The 20,439-nt window shown below is 56.0% G+C and carries 18 protein-coding genes; 14 read left to right on the top strand and 4 right to left on the bottom strand.

The window, feature by feature from the left end; genetic code table 11:
• Nucleotides 1-204 precede the first annotated feature (204 nt).
• Nucleotides 205-690, bottom strand: coding sequence for an NUDIX hydrolase (locus HMPREF0045_RS04465; protein ID WP_005985937.1), 486 nt, complete (start codon nucleotides 688-690; stop codon nucleotides 205-207).
• An 84-nt stretch (nucleotides 691-774) separates the two neighbouring features.
• Here HMPREF0045_RS04465 and HMPREF0045_RS04460 point away from each other — a divergent pair, with 84 nt between their 5' ends.
• From HMPREF0045_RS04460 to HMPREF0045_RS04405, 12 genes are all read left to right on the top strand, one after another.
• Nucleotides 775-1,716 (top strand): alpha/beta fold hydrolase, encoded by a 942-nt coding sequence (locus HMPREF0045_RS04460; RefSeq protein ID WP_005985936.1) that lies wholly within the window; start codon nucleotides 775-777, stop codon nucleotides 1,714-1,716.
• 81 nt (nucleotides 1,717-1,797) lie between these two features.
• The gene (locus HMPREF0045_RS04455) at nucleotides 1,798-2,367 is read left to right on the top strand and encodes a biotin transporter BioY (protein ID WP_005985934.1); all 570 of its coding nucleotides are present in this window, start codon (nucleotides 1,798-1,800) and stop codon (nucleotides 2,365-2,367) included.
• Between the two features lie 25 nt (nucleotides 2,368-2,392).
• Entirely contained in the window at nucleotides 2,393-3,463 is a 1,071-nt protein-coding gene (locus HMPREF0045_RS04450; RefSeq protein WP_005985932.1) for an LLM class flavin-dependent oxidoreductase, read from the top strand.
• Nucleotides 3,464-3,832: 369 nt separating this feature from the next.
• Nucleotides 3,833-4,792, top strand: a complete 960-nt coding sequence (locus HMPREF0045_RS04445; RefSeq protein WP_005985930.1) for an ABC transporter permease — start codon at nucleotides 3,833-3,835, stop codon at nucleotides 4,790-4,792.
• Between the two features lie 2 nt (nucleotides 4,793-4,794).
• Complete coding sequence (locus HMPREF0045_RS04440) at nucleotides 4,795-5,718, top strand: ABC transporter permease (protein WP_005985929.1); 924 nt, start codon at nucleotides 4,795-4,797, stop codon at nucleotides 5,716-5,718.
• The gene (locus HMPREF0045_RS04435; protein WP_005985927.1) at nucleotides 5,715-7,907 is read left to right on the top strand and encodes an ABC transporter ATP-binding protein; all 2,193 of its coding nucleotides are present in this window, start codon (nucleotides 5,715-5,717) and stop codon (nucleotides 7,905-7,907) included. The genes HMPREF0045_RS04440 and HMPREF0045_RS04435 overlap by 4 nt, the downstream gene beginning before the upstream one ends.
• Nucleotides 7,908-8,094: 187 nt before the next feature.
• Nucleotides 8,095-9,768, top strand: coding sequence for an ABC transporter family substrate-binding protein (locus HMPREF0045_RS04430; protein ID WP_005985925.1), 1,674 nt, complete (start codon nucleotides 8,095-8,097; stop codon nucleotides 9,766-9,768).
• A 314-nt stretch (nucleotides 9,769-10,082) separates the two neighbouring features.
• Nucleotides 10,083-11,741 (top strand): ABC transporter family substrate-binding protein, encoded by a 1,659-nt coding sequence (locus tag HMPREF0045_RS04425; protein WP_005985923.1) that lies wholly within the window; start codon nucleotides 10,083-10,085, stop codon nucleotides 11,739-11,741.
• A gap of 176 nt (nucleotides 11,742-11,917) precedes the next feature.
• Nucleotides 11,918-12,556 carry a PH domain-containing protein gene (locus HMPREF0045_RS04420; RefSeq protein ID WP_005985921.1) on the top strand — a complete coding sequence of 213 codons (639 nt, stop codon included), beginning with the start codon at nucleotides 11,918-11,920 and terminating at the stop codon, nucleotides 12,554-12,556.
• A gap of 230 nt (nucleotides 12,557-12,786) precedes the next feature.
• Nucleotides 12,787-14,697, top strand: coding sequence for a translational GTPase TypA (typA, locus tag HMPREF0045_RS04415; RefSeq protein WP_005985917.1), 1,911 nt, complete (start codon nucleotides 12,787-12,789; stop codon nucleotides 14,695-14,697).
• Between the two features lie 27 nt (nucleotides 14,698-14,724).
• Complete coding sequence (fdxA, locus tag HMPREF0045_RS04410; RefSeq protein WP_005985914.1) at nucleotides 14,725-15,054, top strand: ferredoxin; 330 nt, start codon at nucleotides 14,725-14,727, stop codon at nucleotides 15,052-15,054.
• A gap of 234 nt (nucleotides 15,055-15,288) precedes the next feature.
• Nucleotides 15,289-15,873: a hypothetical protein gene (locus tag HMPREF0045_RS04405; protein ID WP_005985912.1), complete on the top strand. Its 585-nt coding sequence runs from the start codon at nucleotides 15,289-15,291 to the stop codon at nucleotides 15,871-15,873.
• Between the two features lie 575 nt (nucleotides 15,874-16,448).
• Here the strand turns inward: HMPREF0045_RS04405 and HMPREF0045_RS04395 are convergent.
• Nucleotides 16,449-17,096 carry a Maf family protein gene (locus tag HMPREF0045_RS04395; protein ID WP_005985908.1) on the bottom strand — a complete coding sequence of 216 codons (648 nt, stop codon included), beginning with the start codon at nucleotides 17,094-17,096 and terminating at the stop codon, nucleotides 16,449-16,451.
• A gap of 56 nt (nucleotides 17,097-17,152) precedes the next feature.
• On the opposite strand from HMPREF0045_RS04395, the gene HMPREF0045_RS04390 reads away from it, so the two are divergent.
• Both HMPREF0045_RS04390 and HMPREF0045_RS04385 read left to right on the top strand, forming a co-directional pair.
• Complete coding sequence (locus tag HMPREF0045_RS04390) at nucleotides 17,153-18,004, top strand: biotin--[acetyl-CoA-carboxylase] ligase (protein ID WP_005985906.1); 852 nt, start codon at nucleotides 17,153-17,155, stop codon at nucleotides 18,002-18,004.
• Between the two features lie 74 nt (nucleotides 18,005-18,078).
• Nucleotides 18,079-19,080 carry an adenylate/guanylate cyclase domain-containing protein gene (locus HMPREF0045_RS04385; RefSeq protein WP_005985904.1) on the top strand — a complete coding sequence of 334 codons (1,002 nt, stop codon included), beginning with the start codon at nucleotides 18,079-18,081 and terminating at the stop codon, nucleotides 19,078-19,080.
• A gap of 111 nt (nucleotides 19,081-19,191) precedes the next feature.
• Here HMPREF0045_RS04385 and HMPREF0045_RS04380 read toward each other — a convergent pair whose 3' ends face one another.
• Together HMPREF0045_RS04380 and HMPREF0045_RS04375 are read right to left on the bottom strand one after the other, a co-directional pair.
• Nucleotides 19,192-19,875, bottom strand: coding sequence for a VTT domain-containing protein (locus HMPREF0045_RS04380; RefSeq protein ID WP_005985902.1), 684 nt, complete (start codon nucleotides 19,873-19,875; stop codon nucleotides 19,192-19,194).
• An 81-nt stretch (nucleotides 19,876-19,956) separates the two neighbouring features.
• Nucleotides 19,957-20,433, bottom strand: coding sequence for a GtrA family protein (locus HMPREF0045_RS04375; RefSeq protein ID WP_005985900.1), 477 nt, complete (start codon nucleotides 20,431-20,433; stop codon nucleotides 19,957-19,959).
• Nucleotides 20,434-20,439 lie beyond the last annotated feature (6 nt).

The following is a 20,439-nucleotide window of genomic DNA, read 5'->3' as shown; positions in this document are numbered from 1 at the left end:
AGCGCGCACGCTAGGCTGAGCAAAAACAATCGGGCGGGTGGGTGCCAACAGGCACCCACCCGCCCTGCGTTTGCTTTGCGTCAGTTAACGCTGGCACCAGCGGCCCTTGTGAGCGGCTGGCGCCTAAGCGCTTAGGCCGTTTTAAGGTGCGCCCGGGTCGGCTGGCGCCAGCCCAAGCCGCTAGCTGGGGTGCAGCACAGGCCATTAGCTGGCGGGATACACTGCGAAGGGGGCTGGGGCGACGTCGTCGTTAATAAAAGCAGCCAGGCGCGCAATTACCGCCCCCTCGTGGGGCACCAGCGGGCTGGGTAGGTCCGCTAGCGGGAACCAAGCCAATGCGGCGGCCTTATCGGGCTCAGCCAGGCGCGGCTGGCCCTGCCAATGGCGGCACAGGAAAAAGAAGTCAGCACGCTGATCAATAGGCTGGTCAGAATGCATGCGATGCACCGCCTGGAAGGGCTGCAAATCCTGGGGCTCCAGCTGCAAACCAATCTCTTCCAGGCATTCGCGCAGCGCCCCTTGCGCGGGCTGCTCGCCATATTCAAGATGCCCGGCCACGCCACAAGCCCAGTGTTCATCCATAAAGCCCGTGCCCTGGCGTAGCTGCAGCAAAATTTCCGCTCCCGCCTGGCCCGGGCGCACTAACATGATGTAAACAGCTGGTATCAAAGCGTTGTGAGCAGCGAACATATACCAAATTGTAATAGTGGACCAGACAAAAACCTGATATTTTCATGACAATAAGGCAAATACTGTACTTAATCGAAGGTGGTCATGTTGCAACAACTTAGTCTGCAATCTCAAGACGCCAATAACATCCCGCTGTATATATGGGAACCCCCGTCCCCACACGCAATCATCCAGCTCATCCACGGCACCGCTGAACACGCCCGCCGCTACGACTACTTCGCTAAAGCGGCGGCGTCCCAGGGGTTTATTGTGGCCGCACACGATCAGCGCGGTCACGGCAGTGCCATCAGTGAAATCTATCCGCGCGGCTATATTGGTGAGCCGCACACGGTTTTAGATGACATTTTCGTGGTCAACCGCTACCTGCATGAAACCTACCCGCAGCTGCCGGTAATCGTTATGGGCCACTCCTGGGGTTCATTTGAGGCGCGTGAATTTGCCATTAGCCACCCGGATCAGCTTGACGCCCTGATCGCCATGGGCACCGGCGACGGCGCTGGGCTGGTTAATCGCCTGGGTTATAGCGTGGCCAGCCTCGAATGCAGCCGGCGCGGCACCCACTACTACTCGCGGGCCCTGCAAGAACTGGCATTTGGGCCTTTTAACCGGGCCTTTGAAAACCCCCGCACCGCCTTTGACTGGCTTTCACGCGACCCCGCCCAGGTGGATGCCTATCTGCGTGACCCCTTGTGCGGTTTCACCATGACCACCGGTTTCTTCAAGGCCCTGGTGGGACTGACCCTGACAGTGTCCAAGCCGCGCCGCATTGCCCGCATGCGCAAAGATCTGCCAATTCTGCTTATCAGCGGCGCCAATGATCCGGTAGGTGGGCAGGGTAAGGGGGTGCGCGCCGTCGCCCGCACCTTGCAAAAAGCCGGCTTAAGCGAGGTAACCATGCGCCTGTACCCCGAGGCCCGCCACGAAATCCTCAACGAGCTCAACCGCGATGAGGTAATCGCAGATCTGATGGCCTGGGCACAGAGTGTAATTGCTGGCGATAAAATCCCCGCCACCACCACCTTGTAGCTTTTCCACAAATAACACAGGTGACAAACTGGCACTTAAGGCGCTAGGAGACTATGGGTTAAGAGACCTAGGCTGGGTTACATGTCGAACTCAGTTACTGCCCTAAACCCCTCGGTTGCCCGCAAGCTCAGCGCCACCCAACTGGCCAGTGGCGTTGCCAAAATTTCCTTCGGCGTACTAGCGCTAGCAGTGCTTAGCCAGGTACGAATTCCCCTACCCTTCACCCCGGTTCCCGTTAGCTTAGGTACTTTCGCGGCTATTGCTGTGGGCGTGCTGCTGGGCCGCCGCTACGGTAGCGCCAGTGCACTTACGTTCGCGCTGCTAGGTAGCCTGGGTGCACCTATTTTCGCTGGTTTTACCGCTGGCTTTACCCTGACCTTTGGGTATGTGCTGGGCTATATTCCGGCCGCGCTGCTGGGTGGTTACGCTGCTCGCGCCGCCCGCAACGGCAGCCTGCTAGCTGCTTTAACCTGGGTTTTGGCAGCTAGTGCTGTCATTTACCTGCCTGGCCTTACCTGGCTGTGGATCGCCAGTGGCAAGAGCCTGCTGGCCACGCTGAGCCTAGGACTTGCGCCCTTTATTGTGGGTGACGCCCTCAAGGCCGCCCTGGTAGTTGCCTACCTGGCAACTGTGGCACGTCGTAGTCACTGACAAATAGCAAAGTAGACTAGGGAGCATGAGCCAAGCTAAGCCCACGCTTTCCGTGTTGGACCTGGTGCCCGTAAGCCAAGGTCGTAGCCGCAGCCAAGCCTTGCAAGAAATGGTCCTATTGGCCCAAAGCGCTGAGCGAGCTGGCTATGCCCGCTACTGGTTGGCTGAGCACCACGGCTCAACTACCTTCCTCTCTTCAGCCACCACAGTGCTGATGGGGCAAGTGTTAGCGGCTACGGAAAGTATCACGGTGGCTTCTGGTGGGGTCATGCTCCCTAATCATGCGCCTTTAGTGGTGGCGGAGGCGGTTGGTACCCTGGCCACCATGTATCCGGGCCGCGTTGAGGTGGGTTTGGGGCGAGCTCCAGGCACTGATCCGGTAACGGCCCGGGCGTTGCGCCGGCGCGAGGCTGATCCGGCGTCTTTTGTTGACGAAGTAACTGAGCTGGCCGATTACCTGGCTGCTAATGACTCGCTTTTTGAGACTTTGCCGGGGTCTGTGGCCGCGCAAACTAGCGCCCACGATGTGGCTTGGGTGGCTAGCTCTAGGGCCCGCGCCTTGCCGGGGGAGGGGACTAATCCGCCGCTGTGGATTTTGGGTTCTTCTGTTAATGGGGCGCGTGTGGCTGGTCGTTTGGGCTTGGGTTTTGCTGTGGCCGCGCATTTTGCGCCGGCTCAGGCTGAGGCGGCGGTTATGGCTTACCGCTCGGTTTTCAATGGGGCTAGTGATTACGCTCAGGCTTCGCACCCGCGTACGGCTGCTGCTTTTAATGTGGTGGTTGCGCCCACTGATGAAGAGGCTCAGTATTTGGCGACGACGGCGCGCGCGGCTAATGCCCGAATTGTGGCTGGCCGCCCGGGGCCGCTTGATGAGCCTACTAGCGATCCTGAGGCTTGGCGTGCGTTGGCCGGGGAGCGGGCTAGCATGGTTGATGACTCACTGGCTTACTTCTTTGTGGGCACGCCCCAGCGCGTGGCCGCCCAGCTGCATGAAATGGCGCAGCGCTGGGAGCTGGAAGACATTATCTGCCTGTCTTTTATTCATGACGCCGCCGCGCGTCGGCGCAGCTATGAGCTGCTAGCTCAGGCCTGGTAATAGGGGCAGTCAAGTTGTGGGTAAGCGTAGCCTAAGCTGATTATCTATACGTTTTTGTTGCCTATTTACTAGGTCTCGCGATAGTGGTCAAAAATAAAATTTACTCAATTACTCACTGTGACTGGCATCCTAGAGAGTTTATAAAACCCCTGATCAGACGTACTTTTGCAAGTATTTTTAGGGGCTGGGTAGCGCATGGGCTTGCGCGGGAAAGTTTCAATATTCGGCCATAGTTACAACTTTGTGACGCCCGGTCGGGTATTCTTTACTTAATTGGTGCCCTGCAAGAGTAATACTTCGGGGCGCGGTCATGTTCCGCAGATTGCAGCCGCTACGCGCAGGCGCGATCGAACCGGAGAGAGATACCGAATGTTTGTATACCTGCTGAGAAGGATATTCAACTATGTAGTGTTGCTGTTCCTGGCAACATCACTAGCGTATATCTTGGCATCCATCTCGATGGACCCCTCTACGTTATGGGACCGTTCTAACCCAAACCTAAACTGGAACGCCATTAACGCAAACCTGATCAAATACAACATCAGCCACGAGCTGCCGGTATGGGATCGTTACACCACTTGGCTGCAAACTGTGCTGAGCAGCTGGGATTGGGGTTTCACCCCTAAGGGCGAATCTGTTAACGCTCTGGTTGCTGTTAAAGTAGGCGTTTCGCTGCGCCTGGTGGTGCTGGGTGCACTTATTGGTATGGTTGGCGGTGTTTCGCTGGGTGCCTGGACCGCTACCCGTCAGTACAGCCTGTCCGACCGCGCCATTTCTTTCATCGCTATGGTGGTTATCTCCACTCCGGCCATGGTTCTGGCAACCCTACTCCAGGTGGGGGCGGTACACCTGAACACCGCTACCGGTATGCAGATTCTTTCCTTCGTTGGTGAAGGTGAAGGTTTTGCAGACCGGCTTAACCACTTGATTTTGCCAACCTTGTCAATGTCGCTAGCCGGTATCGCCAGCTACTCGCGTTACCAGCGTAACTTGATGCTTGACACCCTTGGTGCTGACTATGTGCGTACCGCCCGCGCTAAGGGCCTGACCAAGCGCCGTGCCGTAACCCGCCACGCACTGCGTACTGCGCTGATTCCTATGGCCACTTACTTTGCTTTTGCTCTGGCCGGTTTGTTCACCGGTGCTGCTATCACTGAGCGTGTTTATGGCTGGCACGGTATGGGTGAATACTCGGTTAACGCCATTAGCGGTATGGACATTAACGGTACTACTGCGGTGGTTGCCTTCTCGGGTCTGTGTACTCTAAGCGGTGCCCTCCTGAGTGACATTTTGGTTGCAGTTGTCGACCCGCGAGTGAGGGTAAGCTGAACATGAGCGAAATCGTTGAAACTGAAATTGAAGAGGAAGCCGCAGAGGTTAAGCCTGAAAAGCGCCTAACCCACGGTCAGCTCATTCTGCGTCGCTTCTTGCGTAACCGCTCTGCTGTTATTGGTCTAATTGGGCTGCTGATTCTGATTGCAGTGGCTATCATTGGTCCCTTCGTTTATCGCTGGAGCTACCTCGACGTCGACGGCGAAGCCTTCCTAACTCCTCCTGGCGGCAGTCACCCGCTGGGCACAACCCAATCCGGTAAGGACGTACTGGCCCTGACCATGGAGGGTACGCGTAAGTCCCTCATGATCGCTTTCGCGGTGGCCTTGATCCAGACCTCCATTGCGGCCCTGATCGGTAGCTCTGCTGCCTACTTTGGTGGCTGGTGGGAAAAGATCGCCATGTGGTGCACCGACTTGCTGCTGGTGGTCCCCTCCTTCCTGATCATCGCTATCATGTCGCAGAAGGCGGGTGCCTCGAAGGGCTCCATCACCCTGTTTATCGTGCTGTTGGCCGGTTTCGGGTGGATGCTTACCGCGCGTGTGGTGCGCTCTATGACCTTGAGCGTTAAGAACCTTGACTATGTGACTGCGGCCCGATTTATGAACGTGCCCAGCCCGGTCATCATTTTCCGTCACATCATTCCTAACATCGCTTCGCTGCTGATTATTGACGCCACCATCAACGTGGCTTACGCAGTGCTTAGTGAAACCACCCTGTCCTACTTCGGCTTTGGTGTGCAGGCGCCCAACACCTCACTGGGTACCATCATCGCTGAAGGACAGACTTCTGCTACCACCGCAGAGTGGATCTTCATGGCTCCTGCTGTGGTACTGATCGTGATGCTGACCTGCGTGAACTTCGTAGGTGACGGCTTGCGCGATGCTATCGACCCCTCTTCCAAGTCCGGAGGTAAGGCATGAGCAAGACAAAAGATCCGGAAACTCAAGTGAAGAAGTCTAAAGTGGACGCAAAGGCTAAGAAGGCCCACAAGGAGTCTTTCAACGCTGCAGATCTGCCTGATCCCAAGTCTGGCGCTCCCTTGCTGGAGGTGCGCGATCTGTGCGTATCTTTCCCCTCTGAGGATGGGCGCGTAAACGCTGTACGCGGAGTGAACCTGAAGGTTAACCGTGGCGAGACTCTAGCCCTGGTAGGTGAGTCTGGTTCTGGTAAGTCAGTAACCTCCACTGCCGTAATGGGGCTGCTGGATGAGTCTGCGGAAATTTCTGGTTCAGTTAAGCTGCACGGCACTGAGCTGCTGGGTCGTAGCGACGCCTACATGTCTAAGGTGCGCGGTATTCAGCTATCCATGGTGTTCCAGGATCCGCTAAGCGCCCTGACCCCCGTTTACACCGTGGGTGACCAGATCGTTGAGGCCCTTAAGACCCACAACGACAAGTATGACGACGACGCCGCCTGGAAGCGTGCGGTTGAGCTGCTGGACATGGTGGGTATTCCTAACCCCACTGTGCGTGCCAAGGCTTACCCTCACGAGTTCTCCGGTGGTATGCGTCAGCGTGCAGTTATCGCTATTGCTATCGCTAACAACCCTGACCTGATCATTGCGGACGAGCCCACCACAGCTTTGGACGTAACCATTCAGGCCCAGATCCTTGAGGTCCTAAAGGTGGCTCAGCGCGAAACCGGCGCCGGCGTCATCATGATTACCCACGACCTGGGTGTGGTGGCCGGTATGGCCGACCGCGTAGCAGTTATGTACGCCGGACGCATTGTGGAAACTGGCGATGTTGACGAGATCTTCTACAACTCGCGCATGCCCTACACCATTGGTCTGCTCGGTTCCCTGCCGCGTCTGGATGCTAAGAAGGATGCCGCTCTGGCAACCCTGGAGGGTAACCCGCCTTCGCTGCTAAACCTGCCTAAGGGCTGCCCCTTCGCACCGCGTTGCCCGCTGGTAACCGACAAGTGTCACGGCGAAGAACCTACCTTGAAGAAGCATGGTGAGCCGGGCAAGTCGGGTGAAGTACACCTGTCTGCCTGCTATCACGCCGATAAGATCGCCAAGGAATCACTAACCTACCTGGACATCTACCCGGCTCCTGAGCTGAAGACTCCGGACACCCTGAACCTGCCCCACGCTGATCGTCCCGAGGTTCTGCGAGTTAACGACCTGGTTAAGACCTTCCCGCTAACCAAGGGCGCCGTCTTCAAGCGTCGCGTGGGTACGGTACACGCCGTGGACGGTATCTCCTTCGACGTGCGTCGTGGTGAGACTCTGGCCCTGGTGGGTGAGTCCGGTTGTGGTAAGACCACCACCTTGATGCAGGTGCTGAACCTGCTCAAGCCCGAGCAGGGCAAGATCGTGGTACTTGGCCGCGACACCGCTGAGCTAAACCGCCGCGCCCGTAAGGAAGTTCGTCGCGACCTGCAGATCGTGTTCCAGGACCCGATGGCCTCCCTGGATCCGCGTCTGCCGGTGTATGACCTGATCGCTGAGCCTATGCGCCACAATGGTTACAGCAAGGAACACATTGATAAGCGCATTACTGAGCTAATGACCCTGGTGGGCCTAGAGCCCAGCCACGCCAACCGTTACGCCCGTAACTTCTCTGGCGGTCAGCGTCAGCGTATTGGTATTGCCCGTGCGCTAGCGCTAGAACCCAGCCTGCTGGTACTGGATGAGCCGGTTTCGGCCCTGGACGTATCCATTCAGGCTGGTGTGATTAACCTGCTTGATGAGCTGCGCGCGACCTTGTCGCTGAGCTACCTGTTCGTGGCTCACGATCTATCTGTGGTGCGTCACATTGGTGACCGTGTGGCCGTCATGTACCTGGGCAAGATCGTTGAGATCGGTGACATCGATGAGATTTTCGAAGCTCCGGCTCACCCCTACACCCAGGCCCTGCTAAGCGCCATTCCGATTCCGGACCCGGCCAAGGAACGCACCCGTAGCCGCATCATTTTGCAAGGTGACCTGCCGAGCCCGGCTAACCCGCCTTCGGGCTGCCGCTTCCGCACTCGCTGCCCCAAGTTCCTCACCCTTAATGAGGCTGATCAGAAGCAGTGCATCGACAAGCTGCCTGACTTCAAGCACATGGGTGATGACCACGAGGCCGCCTGCCACTACCCGGAGCGCACCAGCGTCTTCTAGGTCTAAACGGCTCTGTTACTAAACGAAATTGCCACCAAACTGTTACGTTTGGTGGCAATTTTGTCCGTATAGCGGTCAATAGTTTGCGCACAGCGCCCTATGTGCGATTTACTTTTCAGCGTTGCATGTTTGTCTCATTATTTGGCTAACGTGCTTTCCTAAATCTCATGAGAATTGGAGTCATCAAATGATGATCAACCGTCGTATGTTCTTGGCTGGTTCAGCCTCTACTGCGGTTCTGGCAGCCCTAGCGGCTTGCGCTTCATCTTCTAACTCCGACGGCGGCAGTGAAAACCTAAAGCAGGCTGTTAACGTCGTTGCACGTGACAAGGTGAAGGACGGCGGCGAGCTTAAGTTTGCTCTGAGTGACCCGATCGCCAACTGGAACAACTCCACCGTTGAAGGCAACACCGCCGCGATGAGTCAGATCTTTGCCTTCATCTCACCTTCCCTGTTCCTGTACGACTCTGCTGGTAAGGCTACCCCGCGTCCGGAGTTCTTCAAGTCCATCAAGGGCGAGGTTAAGAACGGTAAGACCGTTGTTTCCATCGAGCTGAACGACAAGGCCGTTTGGGGCGACGGTAAGAAGATCGTGGCTGATGACTACATCAAGACGATGCAGAGCGCCACCAACAAAGACTATGGGTGGGCCTCCACCGATGGTCTAGTCGACATCGAGAAGTTCGATAAGGAAAGTGACACCAAGTTCTCCATTACTTGGAAGTCCACCTACCCCGACTGGTCTGCTGTTATCACCGTGATGCCGCAGGCTCAGGTAGCCACTCCTGCCGCCTTCAACGATGGCGTTAAGGACGCTACCAAGTACAAGAACGAATGGTTCGCCGGCCCCTACAAGATCAAGTCTTACGACGCTGCTCAGCAGCTGGTTACCCTAGAGCGTAACGAAAAGTGGTGGGGTGATAAGGGTAAGCTCGATAAGATCACCTTCCGCTACCTAGACAGTGCTGCTACCGCTGGCGCCTTTGCTAACAAGGAAGTAGACGTACTGCGTAGCATCGTTACCGCCGACACCTTCAAGCAGGCCCAGACTCGTACTGACGCCGAGGTGCGTCAGAACTTCGGTCTGCAGTACCGCCACGTCACCATTAACGGTAGTCACGGCATCCTCAGTGACAAAGCTGTACGTCAGGCCTTCCTGCTGGGCACCAACCGTCAGGAAATCGCTAGCGCTCTGCTAGCCGGCCTGCCGGTCAAGCCTAAGGACTTCCTGCTGGGTAACCACTTCTTCATGCCCACCCAGAAGAACGAGTACAAGGATAATGGTGCTCAGTGGGCCTACAACGTTGAGAAGGCTAAGAAGCTACTTGACGAGGCTGGCTGGAAGGAGCCCAGCGCTGGTGCCATCCGTGAAAAGAACGGCAAGAAGCTGACCATCTACTACACCCGTCCTACCGGCGTGGTTACCACCAAGAACGAGTCTGAGCTACTGCAGAACCAGCTAAAGAAGATCGGTATCGATCTGCAGATGAAGGAAGTTGAGTCTGCTAGCTACTTCAAGACCATCTCTCAGAAGAACTTCGAGGTTACCGGTTTCGCTTGGCAGCTGACCCAGTACCCGATGAACAACATCGGTCAGGTCTACGGCAAGGACTCTCAGTCCAACTTCTCTGGTTACAGCGTCGATGCCATCGACGAGGCTATCAAGAAGATCGCGGTTGAGACTGACAACGCCAAGCGTGTTGAGATGACCAACAAGGTTGACGCTCTGATCTGGGAAAACGTCATGAACTTCCCGCTCTACCAGCGTCCCGACCTGTGCGGTGTGCCCAAGAAGCTAGCCAACTACGGTGCTTTTGGTCTGGCCACTGTGCGCGGTGAAGACGTAGGTTTCGTCGCCTGATAGGGCTTAAGTACCTTTAAATGCCCGCTGCATGAGTAATCATGCAGCGGGCATTTTGCTTTGTTGTGAGGCCGCTCTCGGAAGTCTTTTGAGCTGGTAAACTTCGTAGCATTTTCTTGAGTGTAACTTCTAGAAATCAATCCGAAACATGCGTGAAACTATCAAAATATTCAAAATATCGAATATGTATCAGTATTTGGAAAATGCTTGTATAAATTCCCGTGCATATGTTTCCATGTCTGTGTGAGTCCACAGCGAGCGATTCGTACGCTCGCTCCTAGGGACTCGCCGGAACCCAACAAGGAGAAGTTCAAATGATGATTAACCGGAGGATGTTTTTAGCAGGCACTGCATCTGCTGCAATGCTCGCTACTCTGGCTGCGTGTTCGGGATCAAGCGAATCTGGCGCCACTGCCGCCAAAGCTATTAACAAGGTTGAGCGTGGCAGCCTAAAGCAGGGTGGTACCCTGCGTTTCGGTATGGGCACTCCCGTTGCCAACTGGAACAACTCCACCGTTGACGGTAACGGTGTAGACCTTAAGAACATTTACAACTTCGTTGCTCCTGGCTTCTTTGACTATGACGACAAGGGTGAGGCTAAGCCCAACCCCAACTTCGTCACCAAGGTTGAGGATGTAACCAAGGACGGCAAGACCACCGTGACCATGGTGCTCAACCCCAAGGCTAAGTGGAACAGCGGGCGCCAGATCAGCCCGGATGACTTCATTGCCACCATTAAGTGCACTCAGGATAAGAACTACCTGTGGGCCTCTACCGACGGCTACGACCAGATCGAAAAGGTAGAGAAGGTTGACGACACCACGGTGAAGTTCTACTTCAAGTCTGCCTTCCCGGACTGGACCTCCGTCATTTCCGGTACCCTGCCCAAGGAGCAGGTGGCCACCGCCGAGGTCTTCAACAACGGTATGGCCAAGACCTACAACAACGACTGGTACGCCGGCCCCTTCAAGATTGAGTCCTACAACGAGGCTCAGCAGGTAGTCACCCTGGTTCCCAATGAGAAGTGGTGGGGCGACAAGCCGCTACTGGACAAGGTGACCTTCCGTGTGCTGGACAGTGCTGCTGAGGCGACCTCCTTCGCTAACAAGGAGATCGACGTCCTGGACTACATCATCAGTGCCAACACCTACAAGCAGGCCCAGCAGCGTACCGACGCTGAGGTACGTCAGAACTTTGGTCTGCAGTGGCGTCACTTCACCCTGAACGCCTCCTCCGGTGTGCTGGCTGACAAGGCCGTACGTCAGGCCCTGATGCGTGCCACTGACCGGGCTGCCATCACCAAGTCCTCGCTGGCCGGTATGCCGGTTGACGCCAACAAGGTGCTGCTTGGTAACCACTTCTTCATGCCCAGTCAGGAAGGCTACGTAGACAACTCCACCAAGTGGTCTCACGACGTCGAGGCTGCCAAGAAGCTGCTCGATGGCGCTGGTTGGAAGGAGCCCAGCCCCGGTGCTATCCGCGTCAAGGACGGCAAGAAGCTGAGCATCAAGTACACCCGTCCCACCGCCGTACCTACCACCAAGACCGAGTCTGAGCTGCTGCAGAGCCAGCTGAAGAAGATCGGTATGGAGGTTGTCATGGAGGACGTCGAGTCCGCCAAGTACTTCAAGGACTACATCAACAAGAAGAACTTCGAGATCACCTCCTTCACCTGGCAGGGCACCCCCTACCCGATGATGAACATCGGTCAGATCTACGGTAAGGGTAACTCCAACTTCACTGGTCAGAGCATCAAGGAGCTCAACGAGCTGATCGACAAGATCGCCGTTGAGGCTGACCACAAGAAGCGTGTTGCCATGACCAACCAGGCTGACGAGATCATCTGGGAGAACGTCTTGAACTTCCCGATCTACGAGCGTATGCAGCTGACCGCTGTGCCTAAGAAGCTGGCCAACTTTGGTGCAGTAGGCCTGGCTAGCTACCGCGCTGAGGACATCGGCTTCACCGCCTGATCCAGATAATTGAAACGTCGGGGCTTGGCACCTTTTGTTGGGGAGGTGCCAAGCCCCGATTCCGTTTATCGTCAGCAAATTTAAAACCCCGTCTAAAGGCTTTAAGCTCCAAGCGGGTGCATATGCTGTTAGCGCCTAGCACCGGTAAGGCAGCTTGAACGTGCAAGAATGTAGCTATGCCTAGGGTCATTATTCGCTCGCGTCGAGCCCGTATAGCCACTATCGTCGCCTGGATCGCGGTGGCCGTAATTGTTGGGGCTGTGGCCTGGCGCGACACCACCGTTTCAGCACTAGCGGCAGCTGGCTGGATGGGAGCTTTAGGTTGGGCTATCACCATGATGTGGTGGCTGCCGGAGCTGGAACTTAACCAGGACGCCGTCGTAGTTAGAAACGCCTGGCGCACCCACCTAATCGACTGGCGCCAAATCACTCGCCTGAGTGGGCGCTGGGGAGTGGAACTAATCCTGAGCGATAACTCAAGCGTGCAGGCCAGCGCTGCCCCGCGTGTAGGCGGAATCGCCGCCGGAGCCCGCCAAATCGCCGAAAACCGCGCCAAAGAAGCCAAACGCATCATTCACCACGGCGTCGACCCCCGCCTAATAGAGCCTGGCAGCGCCACCCAGTACACCAGTCTCGACGCCGCCAACGCCATCGAGCTACTGCACGCCTACCAAGCCCAGCTGCATGAAGAAAAAAAGCATTCAGGGCTAAAAACCAATCCTCCCAAGCCTTCCTATAGCCACCAGTGGCGTAAAGGCACCATCATTGGCACTCTGGTGGCCGCGCTGGCCCTAGTGATTGCTATCGCGCTATAGCCCGTTAATAGTTGGTGGCCGCGTAGGGGAGCGCTAATAGCCGAGGTCAGGGCTGCCGATAGCCGGCGCCGTCGGGGGAATATATCCGGCGCCGTCGGGGACTAAGGCAGCGCAATAGAGGGCAGGTGGCCGGTGGCACAAAAGTGATGTCTACTGCATTACGGTAAGCCGGCGGCCCAGGCAGTTAGGCTAGTGAGGATATAGAAGTATCTAGAAAGAAGAAGCCTTACATGACGGTACGCCAGGATCTGCGTAATGTCGCAATCGTAGCCCACGTTGACCACGGTAAAACCACTCTGGTTGACGGCATGTTGTGGGAGGCCGGTGCCTTCGGGGCGCGGGCTACCGAAGAATCCACCGGTGAGCGCGTAATGGACTCAGGCGAGCTTGAGCGCGAAAAAGGCATCACCATTCTGGCTAAAAACACTGCCGTACACTACCGTGGTCCGGCCGCTAAGGAAGCCGGCATGGAAGATGGCATCACCATTAACGTGATTGACACCCCTGGTCACGCCGACTTTGGTGGTGAGGTCGAGCGCGGGCTGTCTATGGTCGACGGCGTCGTACTGCTGGTGGACGCCTCTGAAGGCCCCCTGCCCCAGACCCGCTTCGTGCTACGTAAGGCGCTAGCAGCTAACCTGCCGGTAATTTTGGTGGTTAACAAGGTGGACCGCCCTGACTCGCGTCTAGACGAGGTTGTGGAGGAAAGCACCGACCTGCTGCTGTCACTAGCCAGTGACTTGGCCGAGGAAAACCCCGATATTGACATCGACGCCGTGCTTGACGTGCCGGTTATCTACGCCTCCGCTAAGGCTCGCCGCGCTGACACTGTGCAGCCCGCCGACGGCCAGCTGCCGGCTAACGACAACCTAGAGCCGCTGTTTAAGACCATTATTGAGCGTATCCCTGGTCCTAGCTATGACGAGGATGCCCCACTGCAGGCCCACGTAACCAACCTGGACGCCTCGCCCTTCCTGGGCCGTCTAGCCCTGCTGCGTATCCACAACGGCACCCTGCGTAAGGGTCAGAGCGTGGGCTGGGCTCGCCACGAGGGTGACATTAAGCAGGCCCGTATCTCTGAGCTGCTGATTACTGAAGGTCTAGAACGTAAGCCTGCTGAGGAAGCTCACGCCGGTGACATTGTGGCCGTGGCCGGTATTGAAGACATCACAATTGGTGAGTCCCTGGTTGATCTGGAAGATCCCCGCCCGCTGCCGCTGATTAAGGTTGACGACCCGGCCATCTCCATGACCGTTGGTATTAACACCTCACCTATGGCCGGGCGCGTTAAGGGCGCGAAGGTTACCGCCCGCCAGGTTAAAGACCGCCTGGATAAAGAGCTGATCGGTAACGTTTCTATTCGCGTACTACCCACCTCGCGTCCTGACGCCTGGGAGGTACAGGGTCGTGGTGAGCTGGCGCTAGCCATTTTGGTGGAGCAGATGCGCCGCGAAGGCTTTGAACTAACCGTGGGTAAGCCCCAGGTAGTTACCCGCCAGGTGGAGGGTAAGACCTATGAGCCTATGGAACGCATGACCATTGACGTTCCCGAAGAGCACCTAGGCGTAGTCACCCAGCTGATGGCTGCCCGTAAGGGACGCATGGAAACCATGGCCAACCACGGTGCCGGTTGGGTGCGTATGGAATTTTTGGTACCCGCGCGTGGCCTAATTGGCTTCCGCTCTAAGTTCCTAACCGATACTCGTGGCACCGGTATCGCCTCTTCTATTGCTGAAGGCTATGAGCCTTGGCATGGCGTGATTGAGACCCGCACCACCGGCTCGCTGATCTCTGACCGCTCCGGTGCGGTTACTGCCTATGCCCTGATTCGCCTGCAAGATCGCGGAACTTTCTTTGTTGAGCCTACTCAGGAAACCTATGAGGGCCAGGTAGTGGGGGAGAACCCTCGCAACGAAGACATGGAAGTTAACGTGGTGCGCGAAAAGCAGCAGACCAACATGCGCTCGTCTACCGCTGAGACTTTCGAGAACTTGACTCCGCCGCGTAAGCTAACTTTGGAAGAGGCGCTAGAGTTTGCTGCAGATGATGAATGCGTAGAGGTCACCCCGGAGGCAGTGCGTATCCGTAAGGTGATTCTTAATGGCCAAGAGCGCTTCCGTACTCAGCGACGCAACAAGTAACACAACTGTTAAGGAAATGAGGAAGAGATGACATACGTCATCGCCCAACCTTGCGTGGATATTAAGGACCGCGCCTGCGTTGACGAATGCCCCGTGGACTGCATTTATGAGGGCGCCCGCACGCTTTACATCAATGCTGAAGAGTGCGTTGACTGCGGTGCCTGTGAGCCGGTGTGCCCGACTGAAGCTATTTTCTATGAAGACGATGTGCCTGAAGAGTGGGCCGACTATACCCGCGCTAACATCGACTTCTTTGAGCTACAGGGCCTAGGCTCTCCCGGCGGTGCCCGCGCTGCTGGGGTGCAGGACTATGACGACCCGATGATCGCCGCCCTGCCGCCGCAGAATCAGGACTAGCGCACTAACGCAAGGCTTTGTCAGGTTTAAAACCTAGCAACTGCCAATGCGTGCACTTAGCTAAACGGCTAGAAGAACGTTTGTTCTTCTAGCCGTGTTTTTTTATGTACGCTCGCTATTAGGCAGATAATTAAACCGAAACCCGGCTAGCCGTGGCTAGTAAACCTCTCCACGTACATGGCTCGTTAGAGCCTAACCCTCCTTATTCACTGCTCTAGTTGAAAGTCCCTGATCATGCGTAAAGCTGTCATTTGCTTAGCTGCAGGCCTAGCCGTGTTAACCGTTAGCGCCATGGGCACATTCGGTTCAAAGCCGATTGAGAACCCAGATTTTGCTGGCCCGAAGGTTGGTGTGGTAGAAACCGACCAAAACGGAGACCGGGTGTGGCGTGGTGAACAGCCCGAGGTCATGTACAAAATTCTGGCGGACTTCACGCCATTGCGGGAACACCATTCCGATAACATTATCGATAGCTCACTAACCTCTGACAGGCAGGTGCTAGAGGTATATGTGCGTAACGTTGCCGGCCCGGGCATGGAGCAGCTATCAGCTCTGGCCTCAAAGTACCCCCAGCACATCAGGGTTAAGACCACCACTGTGACTGAAGCTGACGCTCAAAGGGTCAGTGACTACATCACTGAGAATAATCTGTGGGGTAACCCAGTTCTAGGTGTAGGTCTATCTGCGGAAACCAACAGTGTCACGGTGGATGTAGACCCAAGCTACCTAGCTAAGGGTGAGCCCATGCCTCTCGATAGCGCCACGCTAGGTGTGAAGCTAACTTTCAAGTCTGGCGAAGTAATCACCCCGCTGCGTTAGTACTATCCCGGTAACGTACTGGCAGTTGTCGATTATCTAGCGTAATTACTCTCTAGAAGGGTTAGAAAATGGGTAGCAGGCCAGTAGCCATTATCTGGATGATTATTGGCGTATTAGTGATTACCTCTGGGTGCGGTTCAAGCACTAAAGAGAACGCCCAAGCAGGTAATAAATCCAGTGATATTAGCACTTCCGCTCCCCGAACAGCTAACCCCTCTCTGGGTGACCAAGACCCGTACTATCGGGACACGCGTGAAGACCATGAAGCTAAGGCTAAATGGTGTAATGAGCACGCTGATAAAGCACCCGACTTCAAGGTCAGTGACATGGCCACAGTCAAGGGAAATTTCTGGATTTGTGAACGTGGTGCTGGCCCTAACGGCATAAGTTTCTGGTCAGGTTTATCTCAGCAGCGTAAATACCTACTAGAGGCATTCGCTGTAGACGGCTCCACACCTAGTGCTTGCCATCCATTTACGCCAAATCCCTCGTCAACGGCAACGTACGAACAGTATCTCATCTACAAAGATAAGATCTGGCGCATACGTCAAGGACTTAGCTGCGGTCTCTAGCCCTTAGCTCTGCCACAGGTCAGTCCAGGTCACGCCCAGCTGGGCCAATAGCCTGCGCAGCAAGGGCAGTGACAGACCCACTACTCCGTGCGGGTCGCCTTCAATAGATTCGATAAAAGCCCCACCCAGGCCATCAATCGTGAAGGCGCCCGCACAGTACATGGGCTCACCGCTGGCCACATAAGCCGCTATTTCCTTATCGCTCACCTCGGCAAAATTAATTACCGCACGCGAAACCCCCTGCGCCTGGGGGCTATCAGGGCTGTAGCCCTTGGTGGGGCTTAACGCAATAACCGCGTGACCAGTAAATAGCGTGGCACTACGGCCACGCATAGAACGCCAGCGCTCGACGGCGTCGTCGGCACTAGCAGGCTTACCCACCAACTGGCCGTCAATAAGCAGCATAGAATCGCAGCCCACCACATAACGCCAGCCAGCAAGCCCACTACGGCCAAGCTGGTGCGCCACCGCCTGCGCCTTAGCTAAAGCCAAAGCCTGCACCACCACCTGCGGCCCACAATCAGGCTGGGCGCTACGCACCTGCTGCTCAACGGCGCGCTCATCCACCTCAGACACAGCCACCTGCGGCTCAATGCCGGCAGCTCGTAGGGTAGCTAAACGACCTGAAGATTTAGAAGCAAGCACAATCATGGGCCTAGATTATCCCTAGTTAACGCGCAAAGACGCAGATGTGGGAAGCTTGACGCATGGGATTTAGCCGTTTAACCGTCGTAGAAAAAATTGATTCCACTCAAACCTATCTTTACTCACAACTAACCACCCCAAGCGGGCTGCTGCGGTTAGACGCCCCCAGCCGCTGGCCTCACCTATCGGCGCTGCGAGCCATTAGCCAAACCGCCGGGCGCGGACGCGGCGGACGCAGCTGGGTGACCCCCGAACGCGGCGCCCTACTGGTATCAACCGTGCTTTATCCCGGCCTAAACGAGCAGCTACTAGGTTGGCTGCCGCTAATCATTGGCGACGCGGTAGCGAAACTACTAGCCAGCTATCTAGACACAAATCTGTGGCAGGTGGGCACCAAATGGCCCAATGACGTGCTAATTCAGCCCCGTCCAGACTCAGGAATTGAGCTAGAGGAGGTGCCCGGCTGGGGTCAAGCCCGCAAAGTCTGCGGGGTGCTATGCGAGCTAGTGGCCAACCCTAATGGCAGCTATGCGGTAATTGCTGGCGTGGGCATTAATGTAGCCCAAAGCCGCGAGCAACTGCCGGTTGATTGGGCCGGTTCGTTGGCGCTAGCTGGGGCTAACGTTAAAATCCCAGCGCTAGTGCTAGAACTAGGCACCACCATTGATTTTGCGCTACGTGAGCTGGGGGTAAACGGTGAGGGCCCGGCCAAGGTTACTTCCCTGCCGCCGGTGCTACACAGGCGAATTTGCCAGGGTTGTCTGACCTTAGGGCAGCAGGTGCAGGTAGGGGAGGGGGACGACGTCGTCGCTGGCATCGCCACAGATATTCGTCCACAATTGGTTATTTCCACCCCCAGTGGAGAGGTAGAAGTGCAGGCCGGAGACGTTTTAAAAACCCGCTTTGCGTCCTAAATGTGATCTGAGATACCATTGCCTGTGTGATTGATACCGATGCACAATTGCCGCTCGATCCGCCAGCGGTACAGATGCTCGGCGCACAGCCCGTAAAAACCCTGCGCCAAGCCGCGCAAGAGCTAAATGTTGATATAGGGCAGGCCCGTCGTTACTGGCGCGCCTTGGGTTTTGTAAATATCGACGACGACGCCTACGTGATTACAGACGCCGATATTGAAGCTGCGCGCGGTGTCAAATCCCTGGTAGACGAACACGGCATGAAGCCGGCTGCGGTAAAAAACATACTGCGCGCCCAGTCATACACCATGGACCGCCTGGTGCTGTGGCAGTTTGAGGCGATGGTAGCTCAGATTGCGGCTGAGAAAAACATTAGTGACATGCAAGCTCGGGAATTGGCCATTGAGAAAGCCAATGAACTGGCTGAAAACCTGCAAGATCAGCTGCTGTACACCTGGAGGCGCCATTTTGCGGCGCTAATTCAACGCACCAACAGTGAGATCAGTGCTGAAGGGCCCCAGCGTCGTGACGGCCATTTCCCCCTAAAACGCTCAATGGGTTTTATCGACATTGTGGGTTTCACGGCGTTAGCTGCACGCCTGAGTCCGCAAGAACTTACCCGGCTGCTGCACGACTTTGAGGACACTGCCCGCGATGTGGTTACTTCGCGCGGTGGGCGAATCGTAAAAACCATTGGTGACGCGGTTATGTATATTGCCAATGATCTGTCCACCGCCGCCGATGTGGTTACCGCCCTGATGGAAGAAATTCAGGGAGGCAGCCACAAGCTTCGGCTACGCGCCTCGCTAGTAAGCGGGGAGGTAGTTTCCCTATCCGGTGACGTATTTGGGCCTACCGTCAACCTGGCTTCACGCCTAGTCAATATGGCCCCTCCCGGGGGAATCCGGATGGATGGAAACACGGCGGCGCTCATCAAAACCTCAAAGGTTGCCAGTAAATACGTGATCCACCCTTGTAACAAGCAAGAAGCCAAGGGATTGGGAGAGATTATTCCCTGGTCGCTAAAGCGAACCGAGTGGGTGCTGGCTGAAAAAGCCGGAACCGAAAAAAAGTAGGCAGGTTCAGAAAAATCTGAACCTGCCAGTGGCCGGCGCCGTCGGCTTAGATGGCCGAGCCGGGCGTAAACGGCCGGATCTAAAGCTGGGCCCTGACTGGGCCAGATGGGATCAGGACTGGGCCTTACGAGAGGCCAGGTAAGACTGCAAGCCCTTGATAATCATGGGTAGCAGTGAGATGAACACGATCACCAGGATCATGTGCTCAATATTTTCGCGCACCCAGGTGAAGTTACCCAGCCAGAAACCTAGCAGGGTGATGCAAAAAGCCCAGAAGAAAGCCCCGATCATGTTAAAGATGGCAAAGTGGCGGTAGTGCATCTTGCCTACACCGGCCATAACCGGGGTGAAGGTGCGGATAATCGGCACAAACTGGGCCAGGGTCACGGCCTTACCACCGTGGCGTTCAAAGAACTCCTGGGTGTTGGTTACGTACTTCTGCTTAAACAGGCGCCCATCGGGGCGGTCAAAGATCTTGGGGCCAACCTTGCTACCGATTAGATAACCGGTGCCGTTACCGGCAATGGCAGCCAAGAAAACCGCTGGGGCAGCCACCCAGATCGGTACCGGTACGGCGCCGGTGCCCACAAACATGCCTAGGGTGAATAGCAGTGAGTCGCCAGGTAGGAAGAAACCCACCAGCAGACCGGTTTCAGCGAAAATCACCAGCATTACGCCGATGATGGCCCAGGGGCCGAGCCATTCAACAAACTTATTGATCAAAGTACCGGCATCAAGCCAGTCAGGCGTGATAGAGGTCTGAACTAGCGTGGCGCTAGCAGCGAGATTGAACATAAGGCAAACTTTAAATCCCTAGGTTGGGCTCTGGCTGTGAGCAGCCCTAATTGTTGGGTGTGTACTAAGGCACCAATGTCGTCAAGACTTGGATTCTTCACCCTGACTGGTGCCGGTAAACACTACAAAGTGGTAGAAGAGGAACCGGCAGGCTGTAGACAGAGCGAAACCAACCACATAGGCGGCAATATTGTCGCCTAGCTGGGTGTTGATGTTTAGTACGTGGTGGGTGAAGAGCAAACAGGCCTGGGTTACGCATAGCCCCAAAATGTTTGCAATAACGAAGAGAGTGCCTTCGCGTACTACGTTTTCTTGGGTGCGACCGCGGTAAGTCCACAGTCGGTTAGCTATCCAGGAGTAGATGGTGGCGATCGTGGCCGCTAAAACATTGGCGCTGTTGGGGTGTCCAGACAGGAACCCTAGAGGCATGGGAGCGTACTGGAATACGTTAAATAGCCCGGCGTCGATCACGAAGGCGGAGGCGCCAACTGCGCCGAACTGCATGAACTCTACAATCCAGGCGCGCAGACGCTGAGAGACGAGGGATGAGCTTAGCATTATTTA

This window comes from Actinomyces graevenitzii C83, from assembly GCF_000239695.1.
Taxonomy (GTDB): Bacteria; Actinomycetota; Actinomycetes; order Actinomycetales; family Actinomycetaceae; genus Actinomyces; species Actinomyces graevenitzii.
This window is presented reverse-complemented; position numbering and strand designations above follow the sequence as displayed.